At 72.9% G+C, this 26,870-nt stretch carries 20 protein-coding genes and 1 pseudogene; 10 read left to right on the top strand and 11 right to left on the bottom strand.

The window, feature by feature from the left end; genetic code table 11:
• Positions 1–40: 40 nt before the first annotated feature.
• Positions 41–724, top strand: coding sequence for a DUF3159 domain-containing protein (locus tag ABZW14_RS07340; protein WP_355341237.1), 684 nt, complete (start codon positions 41–43; stop codon positions 722–724).
• A 288-nt stretch (positions 725–1,012) separates the two neighbouring features.
• Here the strand turns inward: ABZW14_RS07340 and ABZW14_RS07335 are convergent, their stop codons facing one another.
• Positions 1,013–3,910, bottom strand: coding sequence for a glycoside hydrolase family 48 protein (locus ABZW14_RS07335; protein WP_355341589.1), 2,898 nt, complete (start codon positions 3,908–3,910; stop codon positions 1,013–1,015).
• A gap of 848 nt (positions 3,911–4,758) precedes the next feature.
• On the opposite strand from ABZW14_RS07335, the gene ABZW14_RS07330 reads away from it, so the two are divergent.
• The gene (locus ABZW14_RS07330) at positions 4,759–6,252 is read left to right on the top strand and encodes a GH1 family beta-glucosidase (RefSeq protein ID WP_355341234.1); all 1,494 of its coding nucleotides are present in this window, start codon (positions 4,759–4,761) and stop codon (positions 6,250–6,252) included.
• A 45-nt stretch (positions 6,253–6,297) separates the two neighbouring features.
• Here the strand turns inward: ABZW14_RS07330 and ABZW14_RS07325 are convergent, their stop codons facing one another.
• From ABZW14_RS07325 to ABZW14_RS07315, 3 genes are all read right to left on the bottom strand, one after another.
• Entirely contained in the window at positions 6,298–6,711 is a 414-nt protein-coding gene (locus ABZW14_RS07325; RefSeq protein WP_204342026.1) for a roadblock/LC7 domain-containing protein, read from the bottom strand.
• A gap of 5 nt (positions 6,712–6,716) precedes the next feature.
• Positions 6,717–9,326 (bottom strand): nitrate- and nitrite sensing domain-containing protein, encoded by a 2,610-nt coding sequence (locus ABZW14_RS07320; RefSeq protein WP_355341231.1) that lies wholly within the window; start codon positions 9,324–9,326, stop codon positions 6,717–6,719.
• A 110-nt stretch (positions 9,327–9,436) separates the two neighbouring features.
• A complete protein-coding gene (locus ABZW14_RS07315) occupies positions 9,437–10,840 on the bottom strand; it encodes an FGGY family carbohydrate kinase (RefSeq protein ID WP_355341228.1) in 1,404 nt (467 codons plus the stop codon).
• A 258-nt stretch (positions 10,841–11,098) separates the two neighbouring features.
• Between ABZW14_RS07315 and ABZW14_RS07310 the strand changes: the two genes are divergently transcribed.
• Positions 11,099–13,018, top strand: coding sequence for a chorismate-binding protein (locus tag ABZW14_RS07310; RefSeq protein WP_355341225.1), 1,920 nt, complete (start codon positions 11,099–11,101; stop codon positions 13,016–13,018).
• Between the two features lie 71 nt (positions 13,019–13,089).
• On the opposite strand, the gene wrbA is transcribed toward ABZW14_RS07310, so the two are convergent.
• Entirely contained in the window at positions 13,090–13,707 is a 618-nt protein-coding gene (wrbA, locus tag ABZW14_RS07305) for an NAD(P)H:quinone oxidoreductase (protein ID WP_355341222.1), read from the bottom strand.
• Between the two features lie 306 nt (positions 13,708–14,013).
• Here wrbA and ABZW14_RS07300 point away from each other — a divergent pair.
• Both ABZW14_RS07300 and tnpB read left to right on the top strand, forming a co-directional pair.
• A pseudogene (locus tag ABZW14_RS07300) lies at positions 14,014–14,591 on the top strand (IS607 family transposase).
• The gene (tnpB, locus tag ABZW14_RS07295) at positions 14,588–15,958 is read left to right on the top strand and encodes an IS607 family element RNA-guided endonuclease TnpB (protein ID WP_355341219.1); all 1,371 of its coding nucleotides are present in this window, start codon (positions 14,588–14,590) and stop codon (positions 15,956–15,958) included. Before ABZW14_RS07300 ends, tnpB begins: the two are co-directional and overlap by 4 nt.
• Before the next feature lie 77 nt (positions 15,959–16,035).
• On the opposite strand, the gene ABZW14_RS07290 is transcribed toward tnpB, so the two are convergent.
• Entirely contained in the window at positions 16,036–16,416 is a 381-nt protein-coding gene (locus ABZW14_RS07290; protein ID WP_355341216.1) for a hypothetical protein, read from the bottom strand.
• Between the two features lie 186 nt (positions 16,417–16,602).
• Between ABZW14_RS07290 and ABZW14_RS07285 the strand changes: the two genes are divergently transcribed.
• Positions 16,603–17,331, top strand: a complete 729-nt coding sequence (locus tag ABZW14_RS07285) for a YsnF/AvaK domain-containing protein (RefSeq protein WP_355341213.1) — start codon at positions 16,603–16,605, stop codon at positions 17,329–17,331.
• 113 nt (positions 17,332–17,444) lie between these two features.
• Positions 17,445–18,548, top strand: coding sequence for a winged helix DNA-binding domain-containing protein (locus ABZW14_RS07280; RefSeq protein WP_355341210.1), 1,104 nt, complete (start codon positions 17,445–17,447; stop codon positions 18,546–18,548).
• Between the two features lie 50 nt (positions 18,549–18,598).
• Here the strand turns inward: ABZW14_RS07280 and ugpC are convergent, their stop codons facing one another.
• From ugpC to ABZW14_RS07260, 4 genes are read right to left on the bottom strand one after another with little or no spacing between them, the layout of a single operon-like run.
• Positions 18,599–19,807: a sn-glycerol-3-phosphate ABC transporter ATP-binding protein UgpC gene (ugpC, locus tag ABZW14_RS07275; RefSeq protein WP_355341207.1), complete on the bottom strand. Its 1,209-nt coding sequence runs from the start codon at positions 19,805–19,807 to the stop codon at positions 18,599–18,601.
• An 11-nt stretch (positions 19,808–19,818) separates the two neighbouring features.
• On the bottom strand, positions 19,819–20,655 hold the full coding sequence (locus ABZW14_RS07270; protein WP_355341204.1) for a carbohydrate ABC transporter permease: 837 nt from the start codon (positions 20,653–20,655) through the stop codon (positions 19,819–19,821).
• A gap of 1 nt (position 20,656) precedes the next feature.
• The gene (locus tag ABZW14_RS07265; RefSeq protein WP_355341201.1) at positions 20,657–21,652 is read right to left on the bottom strand and encodes a sugar ABC transporter permease; all 996 of its coding nucleotides are present in this window, start codon (positions 21,650–21,652) and stop codon (positions 20,657–20,659) included.
• The gene (locus ABZW14_RS07260) at positions 21,649–22,935 is read right to left on the bottom strand and encodes an ABC transporter substrate-binding protein (protein WP_355341198.1); all 1,287 of its coding nucleotides are present in this window, start codon (positions 22,933–22,935) and stop codon (positions 21,649–21,651) included. The genes ABZW14_RS07265 and ABZW14_RS07260 overlap by 4 nt, the downstream gene beginning before the upstream one ends.
• Before the next feature lie 267 nt (positions 22,936–23,202).
• On the opposite strand from ABZW14_RS07260, the gene ABZW14_RS07255 reads away from it, so the two are divergent.
• The 3 genes from ABZW14_RS07255 to ABZW14_RS07245 all read left to right on the top strand — a co-directional run bounded on the left by ABZW14_RS07255 (position 23,203) and on the right by ABZW14_RS07245 (position 24,818).
• Positions 23,203–23,880: a VOC family protein gene (locus ABZW14_RS07255; protein ID WP_355341195.1), complete on the top strand. Its 678-nt coding sequence runs from the start codon at positions 23,203–23,205 to the stop codon at positions 23,878–23,880.
• Positions 23,881–24,063: 183 nt separating this feature from the next.
• Positions 24,064–24,495 (top strand): hypothetical protein, encoded by a 432-nt coding sequence (locus ABZW14_RS07250; protein ID WP_355341192.1) that lies wholly within the window; start codon positions 24,064–24,066, stop codon positions 24,493–24,495.
• Between the two features lie 47 nt (positions 24,496–24,542).
• Positions 24,543–24,818 carry a hypothetical protein gene (locus ABZW14_RS07245; RefSeq protein ID WP_355341189.1) on the top strand — a complete coding sequence of 92 codons (276 nt, stop codon included), beginning with the start codon at positions 24,543–24,545 and terminating at the stop codon, positions 24,816–24,818.
• Between the two features lie 97 nt (positions 24,819–24,915).
• Here the strand turns inward: ABZW14_RS07245 and ABZW14_RS07240 are convergent, their stop codons facing one another.
• Positions 24,916–26,706: a BTAD domain-containing putative transcriptional regulator gene (locus ABZW14_RS07240; RefSeq protein WP_355341186.1), complete on the bottom strand. Its 1,791-nt coding sequence runs from the start codon at positions 26,704–26,706 to the stop codon at positions 24,916–24,918.
• Positions 26,707–26,870 lie beyond the last annotated feature (164 nt).

Genomic DNA, 26,870 nt, shown 5'->3' with positions numbered 1-26,870 from the left:
CTTCCGGCTACGTTGGTGACGCGACGGGAGGGGGTGGCGCGTGACCAGCACGCCGGAGCCGCAACGGCCGTCCGGTGGGCGTCCGGAGTCGCTGGCCGATCTGCTGGGTGGCCGGCGCGGGGCCGTGGACGCGACGGTGCCACCGGTGGCGTTCGCGATCGGCTGGCTGGCCGCCGGGCTGTGGGGCGGGGTGATCGGCGCCGTGCTGGCCGGGGCGGCGGTGGCGGGCTGGCGGTGGCGGCGCGGGGACCGGCCGCGCTCGGTGCTGATCGGGCTGCTCGCCGTCTGCGTGGCCGCGCTCGTCGCGCTGCGGACCGGGCGGGCCAGCGACTTCTTCCTGCTGCAGCTGGTCTCCAACGCGGCCAGCGCGCTGGCCTGGATGGTCAGCATCGTGGTGCGCTGGCCGCTGCTCGGGGTGGTGGTCGGCGCGGCCCTCGGTCAGCGCGGGCGGTGGCGGCGCGACCCGGCGCTGCTGCGGGCGTACGGGCGGGGCAGCTGGGTCTGGGCGGCCACGTACCTGCTGCGCGTGGCGGTGTTCGTGCCGCTGTGGCTCGGCGGGCAGGTGGTCGGCCTGGTGGTGGCCCGGGTGGCGCTGACCTGGCCGCTGGTCGCGGCGGCGCTGGCGGTGAGCTGGGTGGTGATCCGGCGCTCGCTCCCGGCGGATCATCCGGGGCTGCGGCATCCGGTCGCGGCGTCCGATGCGGACGCCGCCCGGGCGACGTAAAAGAGAGGCCGCCACGGGGGGAGCGGCCTCTCCGGTGAATTACGTTACTCCGTCCACGGCGAGGGTGTGATCCCGTGGAGCGCCGATTTTCTCGGGCTTTTTCGCGGCAAGTTCGTCTCCGGGCGGATGGGTGGGCCGGTCCGTCCGCTGCGTCGGCCGGACGGCCGGCCCACCCGGCCTGACCGTGGGCGTCAGGCCGCCCGCCGACCGGACCGCTGCGTTCCCCCTTCGGCCGGTCGGCCTCCTCTCAGGGGCGGGCCGGGCCCGCCCCTGAGAGGAGTGCTCACCTCACCCCGCCGGGAAGTAGGTGCCGTAGTCGGCGTACGCCATGGCGACGTCCGCCTGGGCCCAGAACCGGTGGTAGTTGAAGACCGGCTCCGCGCCGCCGTTGAGGTACGCCTGCACCTTCGGCCAGTCCGGGTCGTTCTTGTAGAACGAGCGGATGTCCAGGAAGCTCTTGCCGGCGGCGATGGCGTCGCCGTTGGGCATCTTCCCGGTCCAGCCGGAGGGGATGTAGAGGCCCTGACCGTCGGCGGCGTTGTAGACGTCGTCGAAGCGCTTGTAGTCGCCGCGCTTCTCCGGCATCGAGACGCCCTTGGTGTCGGCGGCGGCGGACAGCGCGTCCAGCAGGCCCTTGGCGGTGTTCTTGGCCGCCGCGTTGCCGGACTTGGCGGCGTACGCGATGAGGGTCCGGGCGTAGGCGGCGGCGACTCCGACGTCCTGGCCCTTCACCGTCACCTCGACGTGCAGGTTGGTGTTCGGCTGCGGGCTCGTCGGGTTCCAGTTGGCGGGCTGCCCGGTCCACTTCATGTCCGAGGGGATCGACCAGTTCGCGCCCACCGTGGTGTTGGCGATCGCCCACGGCACCCACTTGTCCAGCAGCGCCTTGGCCTTGGCGTTGCCGGTCTGCAGGTACAGCTCGGCGATCCGCTGCATGGACCAGGCCTGCATGCCGAACCACTGGTTCGACGGCGGGTCGTTGTAGACCGGGTCGACGTCGTAGTACATGCCGTAGAAGGTGGCGGTGCCGGCCGGCGGCTGGGCGTAGCTGCCGTCCCAGCTGTTGGTGGCGCCGCCGGCGATGCCGCCCTCGGCGGACTGGAGCCAGGTGTAGAACTCCAGCTGCCGGTCGAGGCTCTTCTGCCAGTCGGAGACGGCGGTCGGCGACTTGGGCTTGAGCTCGTCGACGTTGGTCATGGCCCAGGCGGCGAACGGGTTCTGGTAGCCGAAGTGGTTGTGGCTGGAGCCGATCCGCCACGACCAGTTCTGCGAGGTGTCGTACGCGCCGCCCCAGGCGTAGTACCAGGAGAGCAGGTAGTGCGCCGAGTCGCGGCCGCTGCCGGCCGGGCAGGTGGACGCGCCGACGCAGTTGCCGATCTTCTTGAAGTACTTGTCGAACATCGCGTAGCGCAGGTAGTCGCCCATCTTGGCGGCCTTCGCCACGGTGGCCGCGACGTCGGCCGCCCGGCCCTGCGCCTTGGCCCAGGTCAGCGCCCAGTACGCGGCCTGCACGGCGCGCGCGTCGGCGTCCGGGGCGTTGGTGTACTTCCACTGCTTGGCCGGAGCGCTGGACTCCTTGACGAACAGGTCGAGGTAGCCGTACTGGCCGCCGTGCTTGAAGGTGTCGCAGGACGGCTGCGGCACGGTCTCCCAGACCGACTCCTGGGTGCCCCGCTGGAAGGTGTTGATGTAGGCCGGGCGGGTGGTGCCGTCGCCGCAGTGGCCGTAGCCGTAGGTGTTGTCGACGTCCAGCAGCCAGTGCATGCCGTAGATGTCGCCGGTGCCGTAGGTGGACTGGAGTTCGTTGCGCAGCGGGTCCTGGCCGACCGGGACGTTCGGCTCCAGGGCCGACGGGTACTGGCTGGGCAGGTTGTGCTCGGCGGCGTACTGGGGGGTGCCCGGGGCGCCGGCCGTGGGCTGGTCGGCGTGCGACGGGATGATGTACTTCTCCATCACCGTCCAGGCGTTGTTGAACGGGGCCCAGTTCTGGGTGACCCGGCCGTACTGGGCTTCCAGCCAGAGCCAGAAGCTGAACGCCTCCGAGGTGGTCTCGTGGCCGTGGTCGGGCGCCTCGACGATGAGCGTCTCCACGGAGTGGTACGGCACGCCCTCGGGGCTGAAGTAGCCCGAGTTCTTGATCTTGCCGTACTGGTCGAGGAACTTCTTGATGTACGCGTTGTCCCCGCCCGGTGTGTCGTTGTCGATCTCGGTAGCGGTGACCACGACGGGGGCGAAGCCGGTGGCCGAGGCCGTGATCGTGGCGGTTCCGCCGGTGGTGTCGGCGTCCTCCGCGGCCGCGACGGTGGCGGTGACCCCGGTGTTCCAGTTGCTCGGGGTCAGGGTCAGCGTCGAGGGCGACACCGTCACGTCGCTGTCGCCGGCGACGGCGAGGGTCACCGGGACGTTGGCGGTGGGGGCGGCGCTGAGGGTGAACTTCACCGACGAGGTGCCACCCTCGTTGACGCTCACCGCCGACGGGGTGGCCACCAGCACCGGGCCGGAGGCCGGGTTCACCGTGAAGGACTTCTCGGCGACCGCGGTGGCGTTGGCGTTGTCGTACGCCTTGGCCTGGACGGTGTAGCTGCCGGCCGGCAGGTCCTCCAGGGTGTAGCCGTACGGGGCGGTGGTGTCGGTGTTGACCAGCAGGCCGTTGCGGTAGAACTCGACCTTGGCGATCGTGCCGTCCGAGTCGGCGGCGGTGGCGGTCAGCGGCACGTCGGCCGGCGCCTCGAACGGGCCGTTCGGCAGGCCCAGTGAGACGGTCGGCGGCTGGTTGGTGGGCGCGCCGTTGCAGGCGACCCCGTTGAGGGTGAAGGCGGTCGGCTTCGGGTTGCTGCCGGTGTGCGCGCCGTTGAAGCCGATGGTGGTGGAGGCGCCGGTGGGCAGGCTGCCGTTCCACGACTCGTTGGTCGCGGTCACCTCGCTGCCGGTCTGGCTCCATCGGGCCGACCAGCCCTGGACCAGCTTCTGGCCGCTGTTGGGGAAGGCGAACTTGAGCGTCCAGTTGTTGAGGGCGTCGCCCAGGTTCTTGATGGTGACGTTGGCGGTGAAGCCGTTGTTCCAGTCACTGGTCACATAGGTCACGTCGCAGGCCGGGGCGGCCTGCGCGGCGCCCGCCGGCAGGGCCACCCCGCCGATGGCGAGGGCGGTGGCGGCGACCATCGCCGTCCGGCGACGTCTGGCCATGAGTCTCATGTGCGCGGTGTCTCCTCGGACCGGGCCGGGACACGGGGCCCCGGCGGGGCGCCTCCACGCGTCGGTGTGCGTACGCGGGGGGACGGAGGCGCCCGGAAAGGTGGTCGACCCGGCCGTGCCGGGGATCGGGGCGCCGCACCGGTGTCACCGGGTGCCCTCGGCGGCCCGCACTCGCGAGATGGCTCCGCGTGGTGGTGGAGAGTGTGCCATGGAAGCGCTCCCACCACAACGGCCAGGGCAGACACCCAGGTCGATGTTTCGATCTCGTTTTGGGGCTTTCACAAAGCGGTGACGGGCGTTACAGTCGCAAGCATCGCCGATGGGAGCGCTTCCATCGACGGAGATCCACGTAAGAGATCGCCGGAGCCCCGCGCTCCCGGCACGCCAGCCCCAGGGGCTGACGGCGGGCCAGCCCGGACGCCGCCGTCAGCCATCACCCACCGACATGGAGGGAGGTGGAACCAGAGCCACTCGCGTGGCCCGGCTCCCGCGCGACACGCACAACCGGACGCCAATTCCACTCGTGCGTGTGTGCATCACAGGTGGGGACGGGGGTTGCCCTCCCCCGTCCCCACACTAAACCCCCGTTGTCGACGGGAAAAGAGGCCGACGGGACAGGCGCGGCGCGCCCCCCGGACGGCCTCCTTCGCTATCCGCCCCACCCCCTTCGCCGCTCGCCCGCTCCGAGCGACACCCCGCCCACCCCACACCTCCGGCCGCCCGGCGGCCGGGCCGCGCCCCTGCCGCGGCCCGCCCTCGGGACGCGGCCGGTCGCGCCTGGCCTATGCTGGGAGCGCTCCCGGCCCCCAGGGCGGCCAGTCACTCCGAGGAGAACGCCCATGTCGCTACTCACCAGACGGCGCCTGCTCCGCCGTGCCGCCCTCTCCGCGACCGCCGCCGGCGCGGCCCGGGCCGGCCTGGCCGGCGCCGCCGTGGCCGGGACCGTCGCGTCCGCCGCCGCCGTGGCCGGCTGCGACGGCACGCCCGACCCCGACAGCGACACGGACCGCGACGGCACCGTGCGCTTCCCGGCCGGCTTCGGCTGGGGCGCGGCCACGTCCGCCTACCAGATCGAGGGGGCCGCCAAGGAGGACGGGCGGGGCGAGTCCGTCTGGGACACCTTCAGCCACACCCCGGGGCGCACCCGCAACGGCGACACCGGCGACGTCGCGGCCGACCACTACCACCGGTACCCGCAGGATCTCGACCTGATGCGCGACCTCGGGCTGCGCAGCTACCGGTTCTCCATCTCCTGGCCGCGCATCCAGGCCGACGGAACCGGCCGGCCCAACCAGCGGGGCCTGGACTTCTACCGGCGGCTGGTCGACGGGCTGCACGAGCGGGACATCGCGCCCATGGCCACGCTCTTCCACTGGGACCTGCCGCAGGCCCTCCAGGACACCGGTGGCTGGGAGAACCGGGACACCGCCGAGCGCTTCGCCGACTACGCCGACGCGGTGTTCCGCGCCCTCGGCGACCGGGTGCCGGCCTGGCTGACCATCAACGAGCCCAAGACCGTGGTGCAGAACGGCTACCTCTGGGGACACCACGCGCCCGGCCGGCAGGACCCGGAGGCGGCGTACCTGGTCGCCCATCACCTCCAGCTGGCCCACGGCCTCGCCGTCCGCGCGCTGCGCGCCACCGGCGCCCAGGGGCGGATCGGTCCCGCGCTCAACCTGCACCCCTGCTACCCCGCCGACGAGACCGCCGAGGCCGATGCCGCCACCCGCCTGTACGACGGCTACGAGAACCGGCTCTACCTGGACTCGATCTTCAAGGGCGCGTACCCGGAGGACGTGCTGGCCGACCTCGGTGCCGGGAGCCGGATGGTCAAGGGCGTGCGCGACGGCGACCTGAAGATCATTTCCAGCCCGGTCGACCTGCTGGCGGTGCAGTACTACACGCCGATCTACGTCACCGGCCAGGGCGACACGGTCCGCCGCTGGCCGACGTCCGAGGCGCAGTGGCAGCAGATCTACCCCGAGGGGATGTACGACATCCTGACCCGGGTCACCCGCGACTACGGGCGGGTGCCGATCACGATCACGGAGAACGGCCTGCCCTGCCCGGACACCCTCGCCGCGGACGGCACCGTCGACGACACGGCCCGGATCGACTTCCTCCGCGACCACTTCACGGCCGCCCACCGGGCGATCCGGGACGGGGTGCCGCTGGAGAGCTACCACGTCTGGTCACTGCTGGACAACTTCGAGTGGGCCGAGGGGTACGAGCAGCGCTGGGGCCTGGTCTACGTGGACTACCCGACCCAGCGCCGGGTGCTCAAGCGCAGCGCCCACTGGTACCGCGACGTGATCCGCCGCAACGGGCTGTAGGCGGGCCGGCCCGGCCGGTGCGACACCGGCCGGGCCCGCCCCGGCTCAGCGGGGCAGCGCCTGCTGGAGTTCCGCCCGCAGCGCCGGGGTGAGCATCTCGCCGGCCTGCTTGGCCAGCCGCGCCATCTCGTAGCCGACCACGCCGATGTCGGCGTCCGCCCCGGCCAGCGTGGCCAGGATCGAGCCGTCCCGGATCTGCATGACCAGGAAGTAGCCCCGGCCCATCTCGACGACGGTCTGCTTGACGACGTCGCCGTCGAACATCTGGGCCGCGCCGGCGGTGATGCTCATCAGGCCCGAGGTCACCGCCGCGAGCTTGTCCGCGTGGTCGCGGGGCAGGTGCGCGGAGATCGCCACGAGCAGCCCGTCGGTGGAGACCACCACCGCGTGCGCCACCCCCGGCACTCGCTCCGCGAACGCGTTCACCAGCCAGCTCAGGTCCCGTGCCTCCTGGCTCAACGTCGTCACTGTCGTCCCCCTTCATCGCGCGGCAGGTACATCTCGGTGGTCTCCTCGGCCTCCGCCCGCCGCACCCCGCTGTAGTAGCGGGAGAGCATGCCGCCGACCGCCTCCGGGTCCGGCTCGTGACGCACGGGCCGGTCCGGGTTCGCGGGCTGGGTGACCGCGGTGAGCTGGGCCATCGGTACGCGTACCGGCAGGCCCCGCTCGTTGGTGCCTCCGGTGACCGGCGTCGCGGCCGGCGCCGGTGTCACACCGAGGACCGCGGCCGCCGGACCCTGACGGCTGAACCAGCCGCCCGTCGGCGCCCCGGCCGCGAGCACCTCCTCGGCCCGGCCCGGCACCGGGCGGGGCCGCGGCACGGCCGAACCGGGCGCCGTGGCGGGACGGCCGGGGCGGGACGGGTCCGTCGCGGGCGGCGTCCCGCCGAGCGGAAGCCCCGTCAACGGCGACACCGGCAGCTCGACCGGTGGCGCGGGCGGGCGGCGGCCGGCCACTGGCAGCTCGGCGGTCGCGGCGCGCAGGGGCGCGGCGCCGGAGGCCAGGCGGGAGGCGGCGGCGACCTGGCTGGTCAGCATCCGGGGCGCGGCCGGCTGGTCCAGCCCGGGCGCGGGCGCCGCGGCCAGCAGCTCGGCCGGGATCAGGATCCGGGCGACCACGCCGTCCGGGCCGCCCCGCAGCCGCACCCGCACGCCGTGCCGGGCGCCCAGGTGGCTCACCACGAACAGGCCCATCCGTTCGGAGGCGGCCACGTCGGCCGCGGGCGGCTCGGCCAGCACCGTGTTCGCCTCGGCCAGCGCGGCCGGGCTCATCCCGAGCCCCTGGTCGGCGATCTCCACGAACGCGCCCGCGCCGTCCGCGCCGGCGACGACCCGCACCACGGTGTCCGGGCGGGAGAAGGCGGTGGCGTTCTCCAGCAGCTCGGCGAAGAGGTGCACCAGGTCGCCCACCGCGTGGCCGACGACGTGCAGGTCGGACCGGAAGTCGTGGCGTACCCGCTGGTACTGCTCGATCTCGGCGCTGGCCGCGAGCAGCACCGCGCCGAGGCCGACCGGCCGGTTCCACCGCCGGCTGGACTCGGTGCCTGCGAGCACCAGCAGGCTCTCGTCGTTGCGGCGCATCCGGGCGGCCAGGTGGTCGAGCTTGAACAGGTTCTCCAGCTGGTCCGGGTCGCTCTCCTCCCGTTCCAGCTCGTCGAGGAGTTCGAGCTGCCGCTCGACCAGCACCTGGCTGCGCCGGGCCAGGTTGACGAACATGGCGTTGACGTTGCGCCGCATCATCGCCTGCTCGACCGCGACGTCGACGGCGCTGCGGTGCACCGCCACGAACGCCTCGGCCAGCTCGCCGATCTCGTCCTGCGAGTCGACCACCGCGGGCGGCACGTCGATGGTGCCCACCGGGCGGTCGACCGCCCGCAGCCGGTCGAGCGTGTGCGGCAGTTCCACCTGCGCGATCCGCAGCGCCTGGCCGCGCAGCTGCCGCATCGAGCGGGCCACCGACCGGCCGACCAGCAGCGAGATGAGCACGGCCACCAGGAGTACGCCGAGGATCCCGCCCACCACCAGCAGGGTGTCCCGCAGCTGCCGGGTGCTGGTGTCGTCGGCCTGGCGTACCGCGTCGTCGAGGACGCCGGCCTCCAGCTGGCGCAGCAGCTCCTGTCGCTCCCCGCTGGCCGCCCACCACTGCGTTGCCGGCAGGAGCGCCGGCTCGGCGGCCCCGCTCGGCAGGGTCTGCTCCTCCAACCTGGCGGCCGACACGAACGCCGGATCCACCGAGGTCTCGTCGTAGCGGCGGACCTGGTCGGCGGTCGCGGCGACGCGGAACGCGCCCAGCGCGGTGAGCTGCTGGGCGCGCAGGTCGGTCAGGGTGACCTGGTCGTCCACCTCGTAGCGGCCGGCCCGGGCGGCGGCGTACAGCTCGGCCCGGATCCGCGAGGACAGCTCCTTGACCCGGGACAGCTGCACGTACCGGAGCACGGCGTGGGTCAGCGCCCGCTGGTCGTCGCCGGGCGACGGCTCGGCCAGCAGGTTGAGCAGAGCGGCGATGGCCCGGTGGTAGTTGCTCAGCACGGTGTCGCTGGACAGCACCGCCGGCGGCACGGCGGCACGGATGTAGACGACCTGGTCGTACGCCTCCAGCACCTCCGAGTAGGCCACCCGCCAGGCCGCGTCGGCGTCGGCGAGGGGCTCGGCCGCGGCGCGCAGGTCGTTCATCGCCTGGTCGGTGGCGTCCTGGAGCGGCTTGAGCGCGGCGACCGCCGCGTCCCGGTCCGCGCTGCCGCGGGCCTTGCGCAGCGCGGCCAGCTCACCGGCGGAGCGGTCGCGCTCCTGCTGGAGCCGGTCCACCGCCGTGCTGATCTGCCGGCCGATGCCGACCTGCTGGGCGAAGTCGCTCAGCGCGGTGGTCTGCCCGACGAGCCCCCGGGTCTGCACCCCGGCGAGCACGAGGAAGGCCACCGAGGGCAGCACCAGCACGGTGGCGAGCTTCGTGCCCATCCGCCAGTCCCGCAACCGGAAGCGCGAGCGCCGCCGCCGGTGCGGTGCCACCCGGTCCTCGGAGGGGCTCCGGCGCGGCTGCGAGGCGGCGCGCCCAGCCGGGTCGGGACCTGCGCCCACGCTGTCCTCCTTGGAACCCCACGGCTCCACCGAAAGCGGGGAGCGGAAGTCCATCCAACCAGGCCGGCGGGCGGTGTCAAACGGACCGGCCAGCCGCACGAGCAGGAACGTCAGCGCGGCGCACGGGCGGGTACGGTGTTCGGCGCCTCCCGGTCGTCCGCCCGGCCGATGCCGCTCACGTGCGCCGCCTCGGCGATGCGGCCGAGTGCCACCAGCGCGGCGCCGGTCGCCCCGATCTCCGGGTTGTGCTGGTGCAGCACCGCACGCGGGGCCAGCGCGTCGACGAAGGCTGCCCGCCACCAGGCCGAGGCGGCCATGGCGCCGCCACCGAGCACCACCTCGGCCGGTTCCCCCACGCCGGCCTCCACCAGGGCGAGGTCCGCGGCCACCAGCCGGCACAGCTCGGTCATGAGGACGGCCAGGATGTCGACCGCCGTGGTGCCGAAGCTCAGGCCACGCACCTCCCCGGAGCCGGCCGGGGCGACGCCCGGCGGCCGGTCCCCGCCCAGTCGCGGGTTGGCGCGCAGGGTCAGGCTCGCTCCGGAGCGGGCCAGCGCCGCCTCCAACTCTGCGCCGGAGGGCAACCGAAGCTCGCGGGCCGCCCAGGCGAACAGGTTCCCGCCACTGGAGTACGCCGCACCGGTCACCACGTGCTCGTGGTCGACCCGGTAGCGCCAGAGCTGCTCGGGCAGGGGCGGCAGCTCCGCGCCGGCCGGCCCGGCCTGGATCAGGCGTACGGCGGCGGAGGTACCGACGGTGACCGCGGCGCGGGAGGGGTCGACGCAGCCGGAGCCCACGTTGGACGCCGCGCCGTCGCCGACCGGTGCGGCCCAGCGGGCGTCGGCGAGCTGGGGCCAGCGCTGGGCGAAGTCGACGCGGAGCCGGCCGCGCCACCGCTGCGGGGCCAGCGCCGGCAGGTCCTCGGGGCGTACGCCGGCCAGCGCGCACGCCTCGGCGTCCCACTCCAGCCGGCGCAGGTCGAGCAGCCCGGTGCCGGAGGCCATCGACACGGACATCGGCGCCTCGTCCAGCAGCACGCCGAGGGCGTACTCGACCAGGCCGCCGAAACGGGCCACCGGGCTGCCGCAGTGCTCCCGCAGCCAGGGCAGCCGCATGGTCCAGTAGCAGCGGTGCCACCAGGCGCCGGTGCGCTCGTGGAAGGCGTCCGGATCGGCCGGCCCGGCCGCGCCCGGAAGGGCCTCCGGCCGGGTGTCCATCCAGGTGAGCACCGGGCCGAGCGGCGCGCCGTCGGCGTCCAGCGGCAGCACCGAGTGCCACTGCGCCGAGGTGGCCACCAGCTCGACGTCCCGCAGGTGCCCGGCGGCGGCCAGCTCGTCCAGGCACTCCACGAGGCAGGCCAGGTAGCGGGGGCCGTCCAGGACGCCGCTGCCGTCGTCCCCGGTCGCCAGGCGCACCTTCCGGCGGGCCAGCGCGCCGGGCCGCGGAACGGCGTCCGCGTCCAGCACGAGCCCGCGCACCGAGGAGGTGCCCAGGTCCAGAGCGAGAATGTCCATCGCGGGTCAACCTACCCGCCGGGGGCCGCGGCGAAGCCAAGATCCGCCGGGCCGGGGCCGCGATCGGGTTCCCCGGCCCGGCCCGGTCGCGTACAGTGATCGCCATGCCCGCGCACCTGACCTGCTGGTGGCCCGCCGACCCGGCGGCCCACCCCCGCGCGTAGCTCCCCACGCGGCCGCCCGACGAGGCGGCCGCCGGTCTCTCCCCGGCACCCCGGGTCGCCTCGCCGGCGGCCTCCGGCCCACCGAGGAGACCCGATGACCCGCCCGCACGACCCGCTCGCCGCCGTCGCGGCGGGCCGCGACCCCGGCCCGTTCGCGCTCGTCCGCCGCGAGGGCGCCGACCACGTCGACCTCTACACCGGTCCGGTACGCACGGCCGACCGGCTCGCCGACCTCCCGCTGCCCGACGGCGCACCCGGGCCGCGCACGCTGGCCCTGGTCCCCTACCGGCAGATCGCCGAGCGCGGCTTCGCCTGCGTGGACGACGGCCTGCCGCTGGAGTGCCTGCTCATCGCCGAGCACCGGCGGCTGGAGCTCGACGAGGTGCTGGCGGCCCTGCCCGACGCGCCGGTGGTGACCCGGGACGCCGCCTTCGACATCTCCGACGCCGAGTACGCGGACACCGTGGCCCGGGTGCTGAGCGACGAGATCGGCCGGGGCGAGGGCGCGAACTTCGTCATCCACCGCACCCTGCGGGCCACCGTCGAGGGGCCGCCGCTGGTGGCCGCCCTGGCGGCGCTGCGCCGGCTGCTGCTGCGCGAGCGGGGCGCGTACTGGACGTTCGTGGTGCACACCGGCAGCCGGACCCTGGTCGGGGCGAGCCCGGAACGGCACGTCAGCGTGGACGACGGCCTGGTCATGATGAACCCGATCAGCGGCACCTTCCGGCACACCGGCGCGGCGGCGGACCGGGCGGCGCTGCTGCGCTTCCTCGACGACCCCAAGGAGGTCGAGGAGCTGTACATGGTGCTCGACGAGGAGCTGAAGATGATGGCCACCGTCGCCGAGCACGGCGGCCAGGTGGTCGGGCCGTACCTGAAGGAGATGGCGCATCTCGCGCACACCGAGTACCTGCTGGCCGGGCGGGGCTCGCGGGACGTCCGGGAGGTGCTGCGGGAGACCATGTTCGCGCCCACGGTCACCGGCAGCCCGATGGAGAACGCCTGCCGCGTGATCGCCCGGCACGAGCGGACCGGCCGACGCTACTACGCCGGCGTGCTCGCCCTGCTCGGCCGCGACGAGCAGGGCCGGCAGACCCTCGACGCGCCGATCCTGATCCGCACCGCCGAGCTGTCCCCCGACGGCGAGCTGCGGGTGCCGGTCGGCGCGACCCTGGTCCGGCACTCCACCGCCACGGGCGAGGTGGCCGAGACGCACGCCAAGGCGGCCGGTGTGCTGGCCGCGCTCGGCCTGGGCCCGGACGCGCCGACCGGCGGCGCCGAGGCCCCGCTGCGGTACGCCGACGACCCGGAGGTACGCGCCGCGCTGGCCGCCCGCAACGCGCCGCTGGCCCGGTTCTGGCTGGACCAGCGCGTCCCGGGGGCGACCGCCCTGCCCGGCCTGGCCGGTCGACGTGCGCTGATCGTCGACGGCGAGGACACCTTCACGGGGATGCTCGCCCACCAGCTCGGCGCGCTCGGCCTGGCGGTGACCCGGCGGGACTGGCCCGACGCCGGGCCGGTCGACGGGTACGACCTCGTGGTGGTCGGTCCCGGCCCGGGCGACCCGAACGACCTCGCCGAGCCGAAGATGGCGACCATGCGGGCACTGCTGGCGGACCTGCTCGCGGCGGGCCGGCCGACCCTCGCGGTCTGCCTCGGCCACCAGCTGCTCGCCGGGCTGCTGGGCCTGCCGCTGCACCGCCGGGACGCGCCCTACCAGGGGCTGCCGCGGGACGTGCCGGTGTTCGGGGCGCTCCGCCGGGTCGGCTTCTACTCCAGCTTCACGGCCCGGGCCGGCGCGGACCGGGTCCCCACCGCGTACGGCACGGTGGAGCTGTCCCGGGACCCGGCGGACGGTGCGGTGCACGCGCTGCGCGGACCGGGCTTCGCCGGGGTGCAGTTCCACCCGGAGTCGGTGCTCAGCCGCGACGGCATGGCCGTCCTGGCGGACCTGCTCGGGCACCTGCTGGCCCATCCGGCGCTGTCCGGGCATGGACCGGCCGATCGGGGGTAGGGCGAAGGGCGACCGGTGGTACGGACGAGCCGAGAGCCCTCGTCCGGCCACCGGTCACCTGGGGTGGAGGGTCAGCCCGCCATGCCCTTCTTGAGCGCCATGCCCATCTGTACGGCCCGCTTGGCGGTCAGCGCGGTGGCCCCGAGGGCCACGTGGTCCGGAGGATTCTCGCCGTTGTTGCTGGTGTGCGAGGCCCCGTACGGGTTGCCGGCGACGAACTGGCTGGGGTCGGTGTAGCCGGGGGTCACCACGATGCCGCCCCAGTGGTAGAAGACCGTATACAGCGAGAGAAGCGTCGCCTCCTGGCCGCCGTGCAGGGTCGCGGTCGAGGTGAAGCCGGTGTAGACCTTGTTCGCCAGCGCGCCCTGTGCCCAGAGCGGGCCGGTGGTGTCGATGAACTGCTTGAGCTGGGCGGCGATCATGCCGTAGCGGGTGGGCGCGCCCATGATCACGACGTCGGCCCAGGAGAGGTCGTCCGGCTGCGCCTCCATCACGTCCTGGGTCTCCAGCCGGTGCGCCTGCCAGCCCGAGTTCGAGCGGATCGCCTCGTCCGGCGCCAGCTCACGTACCTTGCGCAGGCGCACCTCGGCTCCGGCCTCCCCGGCGGCCTCCACCGCCGCCTGCGCCATCTGGTAGGTGATGCCGGTCGCGCTGTAATAGATCACCGCGGCCTTGATCTGGCCATCCATCAGACGATTCCTCCTCGTTTCGGGTCAGCTCCGGCGACTACCCGTTGCTTGCGACGTCAAACGCCGGGCGCGGGACAGCGGCCTGCCGACAACGCTCACCAGGTTGATTTGGATCGATACCTTGCCGTGGCTCAATATTTGCGCAAGTTCCGATGGAAAACGCTTCCCCGGACCGCGGCGCGCGAGGATCCTGGTCGCACCGGCGCCGGCGTACCGCCGCCGCCCCGCGTCGGGAGCTGAACGGGGTTAACAACTGCTGGCGTGTGGGTGGTCCGTAGCGTCACTTAGCGTTTTATAGTTACTGCGGTGAATTTGAAGGGGTGGGCGGCGGCGACTGGTGTCTCGTATGTGACTGCGCGGCGGCAGTACGCGGCGGGGATGCTGCCTGTTCCGACGTTTCGGCTCGGCCGGCTGATCATGGTCGGTGAGCCGGTGACGGGCGCGGTCCCGGACGCCGGGCAGGTCGTGGTGTACGCCCGGGTTTCGTCGGCCGATCAGGAGGCGGATCTGGACCGGCAGGTCGCCCGGGTCACGATGTGGGCGACCGGGCGGCACCTGGGTGTGGATCGGGTGGTGACCGAGGTCGGTTCGGCGCTCAACGGGCGTTGCGAGAAGTTCCTGGCGTTGCTGCGCGACGCGGCCGTTTCGACGATCGTGGTCGAGCATCGGGACCGGTTCGCCCGTTTCGGTGCCGAGTATGTCGAGGCCGCTCTTGCCGCGCAGGGCCGCCGTCTGCTCGTGGTCGATCCCGCCGGGTGGACGACGATCTGGTGGGTGACGTGACCGAGGTCCTGACGTCGTTGTGCGCCCGCCGGTACGGTCGCCGCGCGGCGGCGGACCGCGCCCGTCGTGCCATCGAAGCTGCCACCGGGGACCCGGGGTGAAGACAGTCCAGGCGTACCGTTTCGCCCTGGACCTGACCCCCGGTCAGGAACGCGGGGTGCTCGCGCACGCCGGGGCCGCCCGGGTCGCGCACAACTGGGCGCTGGCTCGGGTGAAGGCGGTGATGGACCAGCGGGCGGCTGAACGCACCTACGGGGTGACAGAGGAGTTGCTGACCCCGGCGGTCAGCTGGTCGCTGCCGGCATTGCGCAAGGCGTGGAACGCCGCGAAGACCGATGTCGCGCCGTGGTGGCGGGAATGCTCGAAGGAAGCGTTCAACACCGGGCTCGACGCGCTCGCTCGGGCGTTGAAGAACTGGTCGGACTCCCGGACGGGCAAGCGGGCCGGCCGCCCGGTCGGTTTCCCTCGGTTCAAGTCCCGCCGCCGCAGCACACCGGCCGTGCGATTCACCACCGGCACGATCCGGGTCGAGCCGGACCGTCAGCATGTGGTGCTGCCGCGGCTGGGACGGTTGAAGCTGCACGAGTCCGGCCGCAAGCTGGCCCGGCGTATCGACAACGGCACCGCCCGGATCATGTCCGCGACCGTCCGGCGTGACGGCGGCCGGTGGCATGTGTCCTTCTGCGTCGAGGTCGAGCGGGCCGAGCGCCGACCCACGCGGCCCGAGTCGACGATCGGGGTCGACGTCGGCATCACGAACCTTGCCGTGCTGTCCACCGGCGAAACGGAGCCCAACCCGCGCCACCTCACCGCCGCCCGCCAGCGCCTGCGGCACCTCGGCCGGGCGCTGTCGCGCAAGACCGGCCCGGACCGCAGAACCGGCCGCCGCCCTTCCAACCGGTGGCAGCGCGCCTCTGCCCGGCTCGGTCGGGCCCACGCCCGGGTCGCCAACCTGCGCCGCGACAGCCTGCACAAGCTCACCACCCGGTTGGCCCACGAACACGGCGCGATTGTGGTGGAAGACCTCAACGTCACCGGCATGCTCGCCAACCGGCGACTCGCCAGGCACATCGCTGACGCGGGACTCGGCGAACTCCGCCGGCAGCTTGTGTACAAAACCCAGTGGAGCGGCGGCCGGCTGATCGTGGCCGACCGCTGGTATCCATCGAGCAAGACGTGTTCGGGCTGCGGCACGGTGAAAACCAAACTGGCCCTGTCCGAACGCACCTACCACTGCCAGACCTGCGGCCTGACCATAGACCGCGACCACAACGCCGCACTCAACCTCGCCGCCCTCGCGGCCCAGTACGACACCGCCGGGAGTGGCCCGGTGGCAGCACGTCGAGCCGACCAGAAGACCCGCCAACGCGGGCAGGTGGCAGTGAAGCGTGAACCCGGCACCGCCACCGCGGATCAGACCGGGACCGTCCCACCGCAAGGACGGGACTACCGACCGTGTGCTCACTAGAGTCCACTGAGAGGTAACGGGATCGCGCTCCGCCGGCGGCGTGGCTGGCGTAGCGCGATCAGGGGTGCTTCCCCGGCTCAGTGGTTGATCTTGTCCCGCAGGTCCGTCACCCGCTTCTCCAGCCGGTTCACCGCCTGCTCGTTGTTGACGAACGTGCTGATGCCGGCGGCGAGCGCCAACCCGAGCAGCACCGCGAGTCCGCTGAGCACCAGGCCGCCGATCGCCACGCCGCGCCCGGTGACACCGGGCCGCCCGCTCATCCGCAGCCCGACGATGGCCAGGATGACGCCGATGATCCCCAGCAGCAGCCCCACCGAGGCCAGGATCGCGGTGAGCACGCTGAGCAGGCCCGCCACCCCGAACACCAGGGAGAAGGTGGCCGCGGCGCTGGTCTTCGCCCCGCCGGCCGGTCCCGCGGGCCGGGCGGCACCGCGCATCGGTTCACTGGACGCTGTCATCACCCACACCTCACATTCCTCGCACCGGTCACCGGCGGCGCATCCCCGCTGCGGTCACGCTTATGCGTCGCGGCCCGGCGTTCCGGGCACCGCTGCTACTCCCCCTCCTGTTCGTCCCGATTCAGGGGAATGCCGGGCGCGGCGCCGGGGACTCGGCTGGTGACCCACGAGAGGAAGGACGCACCAATGCGACTGACGGAGCAGCAGGTCCGCTCGCTGTACGGGCAGGACGTCCAGGACCGCTCGGGCGCGAAGATCGGCAGCGTGGGCCAGGTCTGGGCCGACCCCGCCGGCGAGGCGACCTGGGTCAGCGTGAAGACCGGGACGATGGGCCATCACGAGTCGATGGCACCGCTCCAGGCGGCCCGGATGCAGCCGGACGGCCGCCTCCAGGTGCCGTACGACAAGGCGACCGTGCGCGGCGCTCCCAGCGTGGAGACCGGCACCGACCAGCCCCTCGGCGCCGACCAGCTCACCCAGCTCTACCGGCACTACCAGCTCGGTGAGCAGGCCGGGCCGGCACCGCAGCGGATGCCGGGCGCGCCCGAGGTGGTCCGCTCCGAGGAGCGGCTGCGGGTCGGCACCGAGAGCGAGCCGGCCGGCACGGCTCGGCTGAGCAAGCGCGTGGTCACCGAGAACGTGCAGACCAAGGTGCCGGTCGAGCACGACGAGGTGACGGTGATCCACGAACCGGTCAGCGAGGCCGATCGGGACGCCGCCCGGACCGGCATCGGCGAGGAGCAGCGCGAGATGGAGCTGCGCGCCGAGCACCCGGTGGTCGCCAAGGAGCAGGTCCCGGTCGAGCGGGTCCGGCTGAGCAAGGACGAGGTCGTCGAGGAACAGCCGGTCAACGCGCAGGTCCGCCGGGAGCTGGTGGACGCCGACGTGCCGGAGCGGGCACGCCGCAACCGCTGACACGACGGCATCCCGGGCGGGTGGGCCACGGCCCGCCCGTCCGGTCGTCCGTCCACCGGAAACGTCGTACCGGCGACCTATGCTGACCGTCCACCTCGACGGGAGGCACCCACGTGACCGCACGTCTCACCGGCGCCGAGGCGCTGGCGCTGCGGATGACCAGCCTGCTGCTACGCCCGCACCCGACCGCGCGCCCGGAGAGCGTGGCCGAGGTGGTCGAGTGGTTCGGCGCCATGCAGGCCCAGGACGCGGCCAGCGGCCTGTGGTCCCTCGGCGTACGCCTGCCCGGCCGCACCCAGGACGACGTGCGCGCGGCGCTGGAGCGGCGCGAGGCGCTGCGCACCTGGCCGATGCGGGGCACCGTGCACCTGGTGCCGCCCCGCGACGCGCGGTGGATGCTGGCCGTGACCGGCGTCCGGTCGCTGGCCGGCGCGGCCACCCGGCGGGCGCAGCTCGGGCTGTCCGAGTCCGACGCGGACCGCGCCGCCGACGTGCTGGGCGAGGCCATGGCGGGCGGGGGCCGGCTCACCCGGGCGGAGTGCCTGGCCACGCTGCGCGCCGCCGGGCTGGACACCGACGGCCAGCGCGGCTACCACCTGCTGTGGTACGCGAGCCAGCGCGGCGTCACCTGTATCGCCCCGCACGTCGGCACCGACCAGACGTTCGCGCTGCTCGACGAGTGGGCGCCGGATCCGCACCGCCCCGAGCGGGACGAGGCCCTCGGCCTGCTGGCCCACCGCTACGTCCGCGGCCACGGCCCGGTGACCCGGCACGAGCTGGCCCGGTGGACCGGCCTCACGGTCACCGACGCCACCCGGGGCATCGCGGCGGCCGGCGACGCGCTCGCCCCCGTCGAGGTCGACGGCACGCCGGCCGTGGTCGACGCCTCCCTGCTCGACGCGCCGCGGGCGCCGGTCGACGACGTGCACACCCTGCCCGGCTTCGACGAGTACCTGCTGGGCTACCGGGACCGTTCGCTGATGCTCGACCCGGAGCACGCGAACGCCGTCGTCCCCGGCAACAACGGGATCTTCCAGGCCACGGTGGTGCGGGGTGGCCGGACGGTCGGCATCTGGAAGCGGACCATCGCCAAGCGGGCGGTCACCGTGACCGTGCAGCAGTTGACGCCCTTCGACGCCGCGCTTCGGGCCCGCGTCGGGTCGGCCCTCGCCCGCTACGCCGGCTTCCTCGGGCTGCCGCTGCGGCTCACCTGGTGACACCGCGACCGGGCCGGCGGGCAACGCCCGCCGGCCCGGCATGGTGCCGCTCAGTCGGCCAGCGCGCCCGACGCCCGCCCCTCGTGCAGCGTGAGGTTCCGCCCCGTGGACGGGTCGAACAGGTGGATCTTCTCCAGGTTGAACCAGACCCGCCGCGGCTCGCCCTCGCGGACCGGCGACTCGGCCGACAGCCGGGTGACCAGGCTCGACCCGGTCCCGGTGAAGTCCGCCGCCCCCGCGTCCGCGGCCAGTTCCTCCAGCTCGGCGGCGCTGGCCCGCTCCCCCTCGACGGTGAAGTAGACGTACTTGTCCGAGCCCATCGACTCGACGATGTCGACCGGCGCCTCGAACTCCAGGCCCCGGCGCCGGGTCTCGTCGTCGATCAGCGCGGCGTCCTCGAAGTGCTCCGGACGGATGCCGAGGATCAGCTCGCGCGGGGCGTCGCCGCCGTCGAGCTGGCGGCGTACCCGGTCGCCGATCGGCACGTCCCCCAACGCCGTGCGGAGGTGACCGTCCTCCACGGCGGCGTGCAGGAAGTTCATCGACGGCGAGCCGATGAACCCGGCCACGAAGAGGTTGCGGGGGTGGTCGTAGAGCTCCTGGGGCGGGCCGACCTGCTGCACCGCGCCACCCCGCATGATCACCACCCGGTCGCCGAGGGTCATCGCCTCGGTCTGGTCGTGGGTCACGTAGACGGTGGTGGTGCCCAGCTGCTTCTGCAGCCGGGACACCACGGTGCGCATCTGCACCCGCAGCTTCGCGTCCAGGTTGGACAGCGGCTCGTCCATGAGGAACGCCTTGGGCTGCCGGACGATCGCCCGCCCCATGGCCACCCGCTGCCGCTGCCCGCCGGAGAGGTTGGCCGGCTTGCGGTCCAGCAACGGGGTCAGCTCCAGGACCTTCGCCGCCTCCTCCACCTTCTGGTGGATGGTCTCCCTGTCCAGCTTCGCCAGCCGCAGCGGGAAGGCCATGTTCTCTCGGACGGTCATGTTCGGGTAGAGGGCGTAGGACTGGAACACCATGGCGATGTCCCGGTCCCGTGGCGCCTTGTCGTTGACCCGCTCCCCCGCGATGCGCAGTTCACCGGAGCTGATGTCCTCCAGCCCCGCGATCATGTTCAGCGTGGTGGACTTCCCGCAGCCGGAGGGGCCGACCAGGATGACGAACTCGCCGTCGGAGATCTCCAGGTCGACGTCCTGCACCGCGGTGGTCCCGTCCGGGAACCGCTTGCTCACCTTGTCCAGCACGATGTCGGCCATGACAACACCACCTAACCCTTGACTGCGCCGGAGGTCAGACCGGAGACGATGCGGCGCTGGAAGAAGAGCACGAACAGGATGATCGGAATGGTGATCACCACGGCGGCGGCGCAGATCGCCCCGGTGGGGTCCTCGAACTGCGACTCGCCGGTGAAGAACGACAGCGCCACCGGAACCGTGCGGGCCCGCTCGGTCGAGGTGAGCGTGATGGCGAACAGGAAGTCGTTCCAGCAGAAGATGAAGACCAGGATGGCCGTGGTGAACAGCCCGGGTGCGGCCAGCGGGGCGATCACCCGCCGGAACGCCTGGCCCTGGGTGGCGCCGTCCATCTTCGCCGCCTTCTCCAGGTCCCACGGGATCTGCTTGAAGAACGCCGACAGCGTGTAGATCGCCAGCGGCAGGGCGAAGGTGATGTACGGCAGGATCAGCCCCGGCCAGGTGTCGAAGAGCCCGAGCTGCCGCTCGATCTCGAACAGCGGCGACACCAGCGACACCTGCGGGAACATGGCGATCAGCAGGGACACCCCGACCAGCAGCTTCTTGCCGGGGAAGTCCAGCCGCGAGATCGCGTACGCGGCCATCGCACCCAGCACCACCGCGATCAGGGTGGCGATCAGCGCGATGCCGATCGAGTTGACCAGGGCCCGGACGAACTGGTCGGTGTCGAAGATCGTCCGGTAGTTGTCCAGCGTCCACTCCCGGGGCCAGAACTTCCCGTCGGTGAGGGTGGCCGGGGTCTTGAACGACAGCGAGGCGATCCAGAGCACCGGGACCAGCGCGAAGACGACGACGATGACGTCCAGCAGGCCCCAGCGCAGCTTCGCCCGAGCGGTGGTTTCGGTGGCCATGTCAGCGCCTCTCCCCGTCGTCGCTGCCGGGGGCAGCGGTGCCGAACAGCTTCACGAACACGAACGCGATGATCGCCACGGTGAGGAAGATCAGCACGGACATCGTGGAGCCGATGCCCAGGTTCAACCCCCGGATCAGGTTGTTGTAGGCGAGCATCGACACCGATGAGGTCTCGTTGCCGCCGGCGGTGAGCACGAAGATGTTGTCGAAGACCCGGAACGCGTCCAGGGTGCGGAACAGCAGGGCCACCAGGATGGCCGGCTTCATCACCGGCAGCATCACCTTGGTGAAGCGCTGCCAGGCCGTCGCGCCGTCGGTGGAGGCGGCCTTGAGCAGGTCCTCGGGCACCAGCGCCAGCCCGGCCATGAGCAGCAGCGCCATGAACGGCGTGGTCTTCCAGATCTCGGCCAGCATGATGATCGCCAGCGAGCTGGCCCGCTCGGTCAGCGGGGCGCTGCCGTCGAACAGGTTGGCCAGGTAGCCGGTGCCAGGCGTCCAGGCGTACCGCCAGGAGAAGGCGGCGACCACCGTGACGATGCCGTACGGGATCAGCGCCGCGGTGCGGACGATGCCGCGGCCGACCAGCGTCCGGTGCATGATCAACGCCAGGCCCATGCCGAGCACCAGCTCGACCGCGACCGTGACCACGGTGATCAGGGCGGTCACCCCGAACGCGGTCCACCAGAACTGGTTGGTCAGCACGGTGGCGTAGTTCTCCAGCCCGACGAACTCGCGCTGGTCGGGGAAGCGCAGGTCGAAGCGCTGCAGCGACAACCAGACCGAGTAGAGGATCGGGTAGGCGGTGACCAGCAGCATGACCAGCGCGGCCGGCGCGCAGAGCAGCCAGCCGAGGCGCCGCTCGGCGCGCTTGTTCTCGCTCAGCGGCGCCTTCGACCGGCGGCCGGCCCGCTGGGTGGGCACCGCGGCGTGCCGGCCGGCGGCCCGCTCGGCGTCCGCCGCGACCTCGGCGCCGGCGGGAGTGGCGTTCACGCTCACGGCAGGACCCCCTTCGATTCCAGGGCGTCGGCGATCGCGTCGCGAAGCTCGTTCGCGGTCTGCTCGGGCCGGATCGCCGACGGCGGCGACAGGATCGCCGACATGACCGTGGAGATGCTCTGGTACGCCGGGGTCAGCGGCCGGACCGCCGGCTCCTTCAGCTCCTCCAGGATGGTCTCCTTCATCGGGTACGCCTTGTCCATCTCCGGGTCGCCGTAGACCGCCTCGATGGTGGGCGGCACGCCGTCGTTGACCGCGGAGAACTTCTGGTGCTCGGCGTTGCGGATGCACTTCGCCGCCTCGAAGGACTCCGTGGGGTGCTTCGAGTAGGAGCTGACCGCCATGTTGACCCCGCCGATGGTGACCTTGCTCGGGGTGTTCGCGTCGATGCCCGGCATCCGCGCCCACTTGACCTTCTTCGCCAGGTCCGGGGCGGCCTCCTGCATCGCCGGGTAGACGAACGGCCAGTTGACCTCGAAGGCGCCGCCGCCGGACTGGAACTCCAGCCGGACCGGATCCTCGGTGGCGTTGCTGAACGACGGCGAGGTCACGCCCGACGTGGCGAACTTCTTGAGCTGGTCGAGCGCCCGCACCGCGCCCTCGTCCATCACGGCCTTCTTGCCGTCGTCGCTGAGGATCTTCCCGCCCGCGCTCTCGGCCAAGGTGTTGTAGAGAACGACCAGGCCCTCGTACTGGGCCCCCATGGTCAGCACCTGGTAGGGCTTGCCCTGCTGCTTGAGCTGCTGGGCGGCGGAGATCATCTCGTCCCAGCTCTTCGGCGGCTCCTGGACCAGGTCGCTGCGGTACCAGAGCAGCTGCACGTTGGTGTTCTTCGGCGCGGCGTAGAGCTTGTCCTCGTAGCGGGCGGTGTCCAGCGGGCCGGCCAGGGTGCCCTGCTCCACCTCGGCCTTGTCCTGGCCGGTCCACTCCCGGATCCACTTGGCGCTGGCGAACTCCTGGGTCCAGGTGACGTCGAGGCCCAGCACGTCCATCCCGGGATCCTGGGCCGCGAGCCGCCGCACCATCTGCACCCGCTGGTCGTCGGCCTGCCGCGGGAGCACCCGGTAGACGATCTTGTAGCGCCCCTGGGCCTGGGCGTTGCAGTCGTCCACCACCTTCTGCAGGTTCTGCTCCGGCGGGTAGTACAGGTTGATGGTGGGCGTGCCACCCTCACCGTCCGATCCGCAGGCGGCCAGCGGGGCCACCAATGCGAGTGCGGCGGCTGCCGCCGCCGCACGCCGGGCCGGCCGCCGCCGTGCGGCCGCGCCGGGGTCCGTCGTCATCGCCCTCCCCCTTTCCTCGGCGAAGAACCGGGGAGTCACCCGTGCCCCGGCGCACGGCGAGACGGTCGGGGCGCCGGCGGTCGGCCTGGCGCCCGGGACGTTTCGTGGGCCAGACAGTGCCCTGCCTGCGACGCTGCGAAACCTGACGGTCACGAGACGGATACGACGGTGGCCGCTGTGGGGCGGCTCACTGGCCGCGGCGCTTCCGTGAACGTCCGATCCAGCGGGCATGATGGCCGGATGATCGCGCGCTTCAAGGATCTCTGCATGGACGCGACCGACGCCCGCCGGCTCGGCGGCTTCTGGGCCGGCATCCTCGACGGGGAGCTGGTCGACACCGGCGACGGCGACGCCCGCATCGACCCCCGGACCGCCGCGTCGAAGGCCGAGTCGATCTGGGTCAACACGGTGCCCGAGCCGCGCACCGGCAAGACCCGCGTCCACCTCGACCTGCGGCTCACCGCCCCGGAGCCGGAGGTGCTGCTGGCCGCCGGCGCGCGCCTGGTCCGCGAGCCGGACGCCGAGATCAGCTGGTGGGTCCTCGCCGACCCGGAGGGCAACCAGTTCTGCGCGTTCGCGCCGCGCGAGGGCGCCCGGCCCGGCGTGTTCGAGCTGGTGGTGGACAGCGCCGACCCGGCCGCGCAGGCCGCCTGGTGGGCGCGGGTGGTCGGCGGCCGGGTCGAGACCGACGCCGAGGGCGCCACGTCGGTGGTGGGCGCCGCGGGCTTCCCGTGGGATCACTGGGTCTTCGACCCCGTGCCCGAGCGCAAGCGGGTGAAGAACCGGGTGCACTGGGACGTGGAGCTGACCGATTCCGAGGTCACGCCGCTGATCGCCGCCGGGGCCACCCTGCTGCGCGAGCCCACCCCGGCGACGTCTTGGTGGGTGCTGGCCGACCCGGAGGGCAACGAGTTCTGCGCCTTCCCGGCCCGTCCCACTCCGTGAGCGGCGAGACTACCCAGCGTGCGCCCGGTGGACTAGCGTTTCCGTAGCTCCGCAGCCAGCGCGTCGCCGTCGAAGTCGATACGCCTCCGGCCGACCCCCAGCCCGTCCGATCGGTTGGTTCTCGCGCGAACCCCCTTCTGCGATCCCACCGGTTGGGCAGGATCCCCACAAGGAGGTGCCGTCGTGCAGGACACCCGCGCTCTCGCCCTGACGTTCGAGGTGAGCGGCCTGCCCCCGGTCAAGACCGAGGCCCTGTCCATCTTCGCCGCCGGGCACCGGCAGGCGACGAGGGTCCGCGCCCTGCTCCAGGCCGCCTGCACGGCGGCTCAGCGCACGGGGTGGACCCCGCTCGCCGGTCCCATCGAGGTGGACGTGACCCTGCGCTGCCCGTCCGGGCATCGCACCTCCGACGCCAGCACCCTGCTGGGCGGGGTCTGCGCCGTGCTCCAGGACAAGAAGCGGGTCGCGAACATCGGCCTGGCCCACCTCGGGGTGCTGGTCGACGTCGCCCTCTGGTCCGACGACCGGCAGATCCGCCGGTTGTCCTACGTCGAGGAGCCCGCAGAGGACTTCTCATACCAGGTCCGGGTGGCGGCAATACCGAGGATGGTTTGACCGACGACCGCGGTGGGGTACCGCGGTCGCCGACGAAGGGAGCGCCGATGTCGGAGCCACATGTCACGCTCGACCCGAGCGGGCTCGATCCTGTGCAGCAGAAGCTGCGCGGCCCGCTGGAGGATCAGCTGACCTCGGCTTTGCAGGCGGCCGCCGACCGGGTCCGCGGCAGCTACGCGGGCGAGCCCGTGGAGGAGGTGTGCCGCCGGCTGCTCGACGAGACGCGGTCCGGCCTCCACCCCGACATCGCCGCCGGGTTCAACCCGGACATGGACGAGTTCTGCCGGGTCGCCGTGGCGATCGTCCGCGGCGAGGTCTCCTGAGGCACGCGGAACCGACCGCGCCGGCCAGCCGGCGCGGTCGGTTCCGTCTGTCCGGTTCAACTCCGCCGCAATGCGATCGAGACGACCGGCCGTCGGCTCAGCACGGCACCGCCCGCCGGCCCCCCGCCGCCATCGGGTCCGCCGTCGGCTCCACCCGCCACGTCGGCAACGGGTGCAGCGCGGGCATCTCAGCCAGCTCGGCCGCGTAGTCCCGGACCAACGGGGGAAGCCGGTACCCGCCGGAGACGTCCAGGTAGACCAGGTGGGCGTCGAGCAGCCGCTCCAGCGCCTGCCACACCCGCTCGGGCGGTACGCCCAGCCGCGCCGCGGTGCACTCCGGCGGCAGCACCGTCTCCGGCTCGCCGCCCAGTAGCGCGAACACGTGTCCGACCAGCTCGTCGTCGGCGCGGGCGGCCGCGAATCCGAGGTCGATCCGCTGCCGCATCGACAGGTCGTCGTCGGCCAGCAGGTCCAGCCGGCGGCGGGGATCGCGCAGTTCCGCCACCAGAGCGGCCAGGGCGACCGCCGGCCGCGCGGCCAGCCGGGACGCGACGATACGCAGGGCCAACGGTGACCCGCCGCAGAGCCGGAGCAGTTCGCCGGCGGCGACGGGCGCAGCCGCCAGCCGCTCAGCGCAACCGAGCGCAACCAGCAACGCCCGCCCGTCCTCGAGCGGCATGGGACCGAGATCCACCCGGTGTACGCCATCCAGGCTGCGCAGATGGCGCTGAGTCACCACGATGAGCGCCGAGCCGGGCCCGGCCGGGACGAGCCCGCGTACCTGGGCGGCGTGGGCGACGCCGTCCGCCACGATCAGGATCCGGCGCTCCGCCATGATCGACCGCACGCGGCCGGCCCGTTCGCAGGCCCGTTCAGGGATCGCCGCACCGTCGACGCCGAGCGCCCGGAGCACCCGAGCCAGCACCTCGTCCCCGCTGAAGGACGGCTGGTAGTGCAGGTCGACGTAGACTTGGCCGTCGGGGAAGTGGGCGGCAATGTCGTGCGCTGCCCGGACCGCGAGCGCGGTCTTGCCGCTGCCGGCCGCTCCGCTGACGACCGTGGCGGCCGAGGCCCGACCGGACAGGGCGGCCATCACCTCCGCATGCTCCCTCGTCCGTCCGACGAACGCCCCCAGAGCCGGCGGCAGCTCGCGAGGCACAGCGTGGCGGTCCCACCGCTGCACATCCCTCCGGACCGTCACCGTGGCGGACGGCGTCTCCTGCGACAGCTCAGGCGAACGGTCGAGGACCGCACGGTGCAGGCGCTGCAACTCCTCCCCCGGCTCGATGCCCAGTTGGTCCCGCAGGGCCGCTCGCGCATCCCGGTAGGCGACGAGCGCCGCGGGCACATCGCCTCGGCGGTAGAGCGCCACGATCAGGTGCCCCCAGCTCCGTTCCCGCAGCGGGTGAGCCGAGAGCAGGCGGCGGAGCTGAGGCAGCACCTCGCTGTGTGCGCCGATCGCGAGCTGGGCGTCCACGAGGTCCTCGGAGGCCTGGAGCCGCTGCTCCTCCAGGGTCGCCCAGTGATTGTCCAGCAGGGTGCCGCGAGACAGCCCGTCACCGGCCGTCCCGCGCCACTGGTTCATCGCCGCGGTCAGCGCGTCGATGGCGCCAGCCGGGTCGCGTTCTCCCAACCTGGAACGGCCCGCCTCGGCGAGCCGCTGGAAGTCGGTCACGTCGAGCTCGCCCGGCCCGAGTCGCAGCTCGTACGCCTGGGGCCGCGCGAGCAGCCGGTCCCCCACCGCCTGGCGGAGGGCGGCGGCGTGCGAGCGAAGGTTCGCCACCGCGGACGAGGGCGGGTCGGACCACACCATGCCGGCAAGGCCGGGCAGGGACACGGGCCGGTTGGCCTCCAGGGCCAGGCCGGCAAGGACTGTACGGCGTTTCATCGCGCCAGGTGTGAGCTGTTGGCCGTCGACCCACAGCTCCATCGTGCCAAGTAACCGGACCTCAATCTCCATGTGCGCCTCCCCGTCGGCCACGAGCGCTGCTCACGCTAGGCGACTGTCCATGTACGCAACAAGGAGGACTGCATTGCAGAGAAAGTGAGGAA

It is taken from the genome of Micromonospora sp. NPDC004551, assembly GCF_040609975.1.
Classification (GTDB): domain Bacteria; phylum Actinomycetota; class Actinomycetes; order Mycobacteriales; family Micromonosporaceae; genus Micromonospora.
Note: the sequence above shows the minus strand (reverse complement) of the source record. Positions and strands in the feature narration are given on the sequence as shown.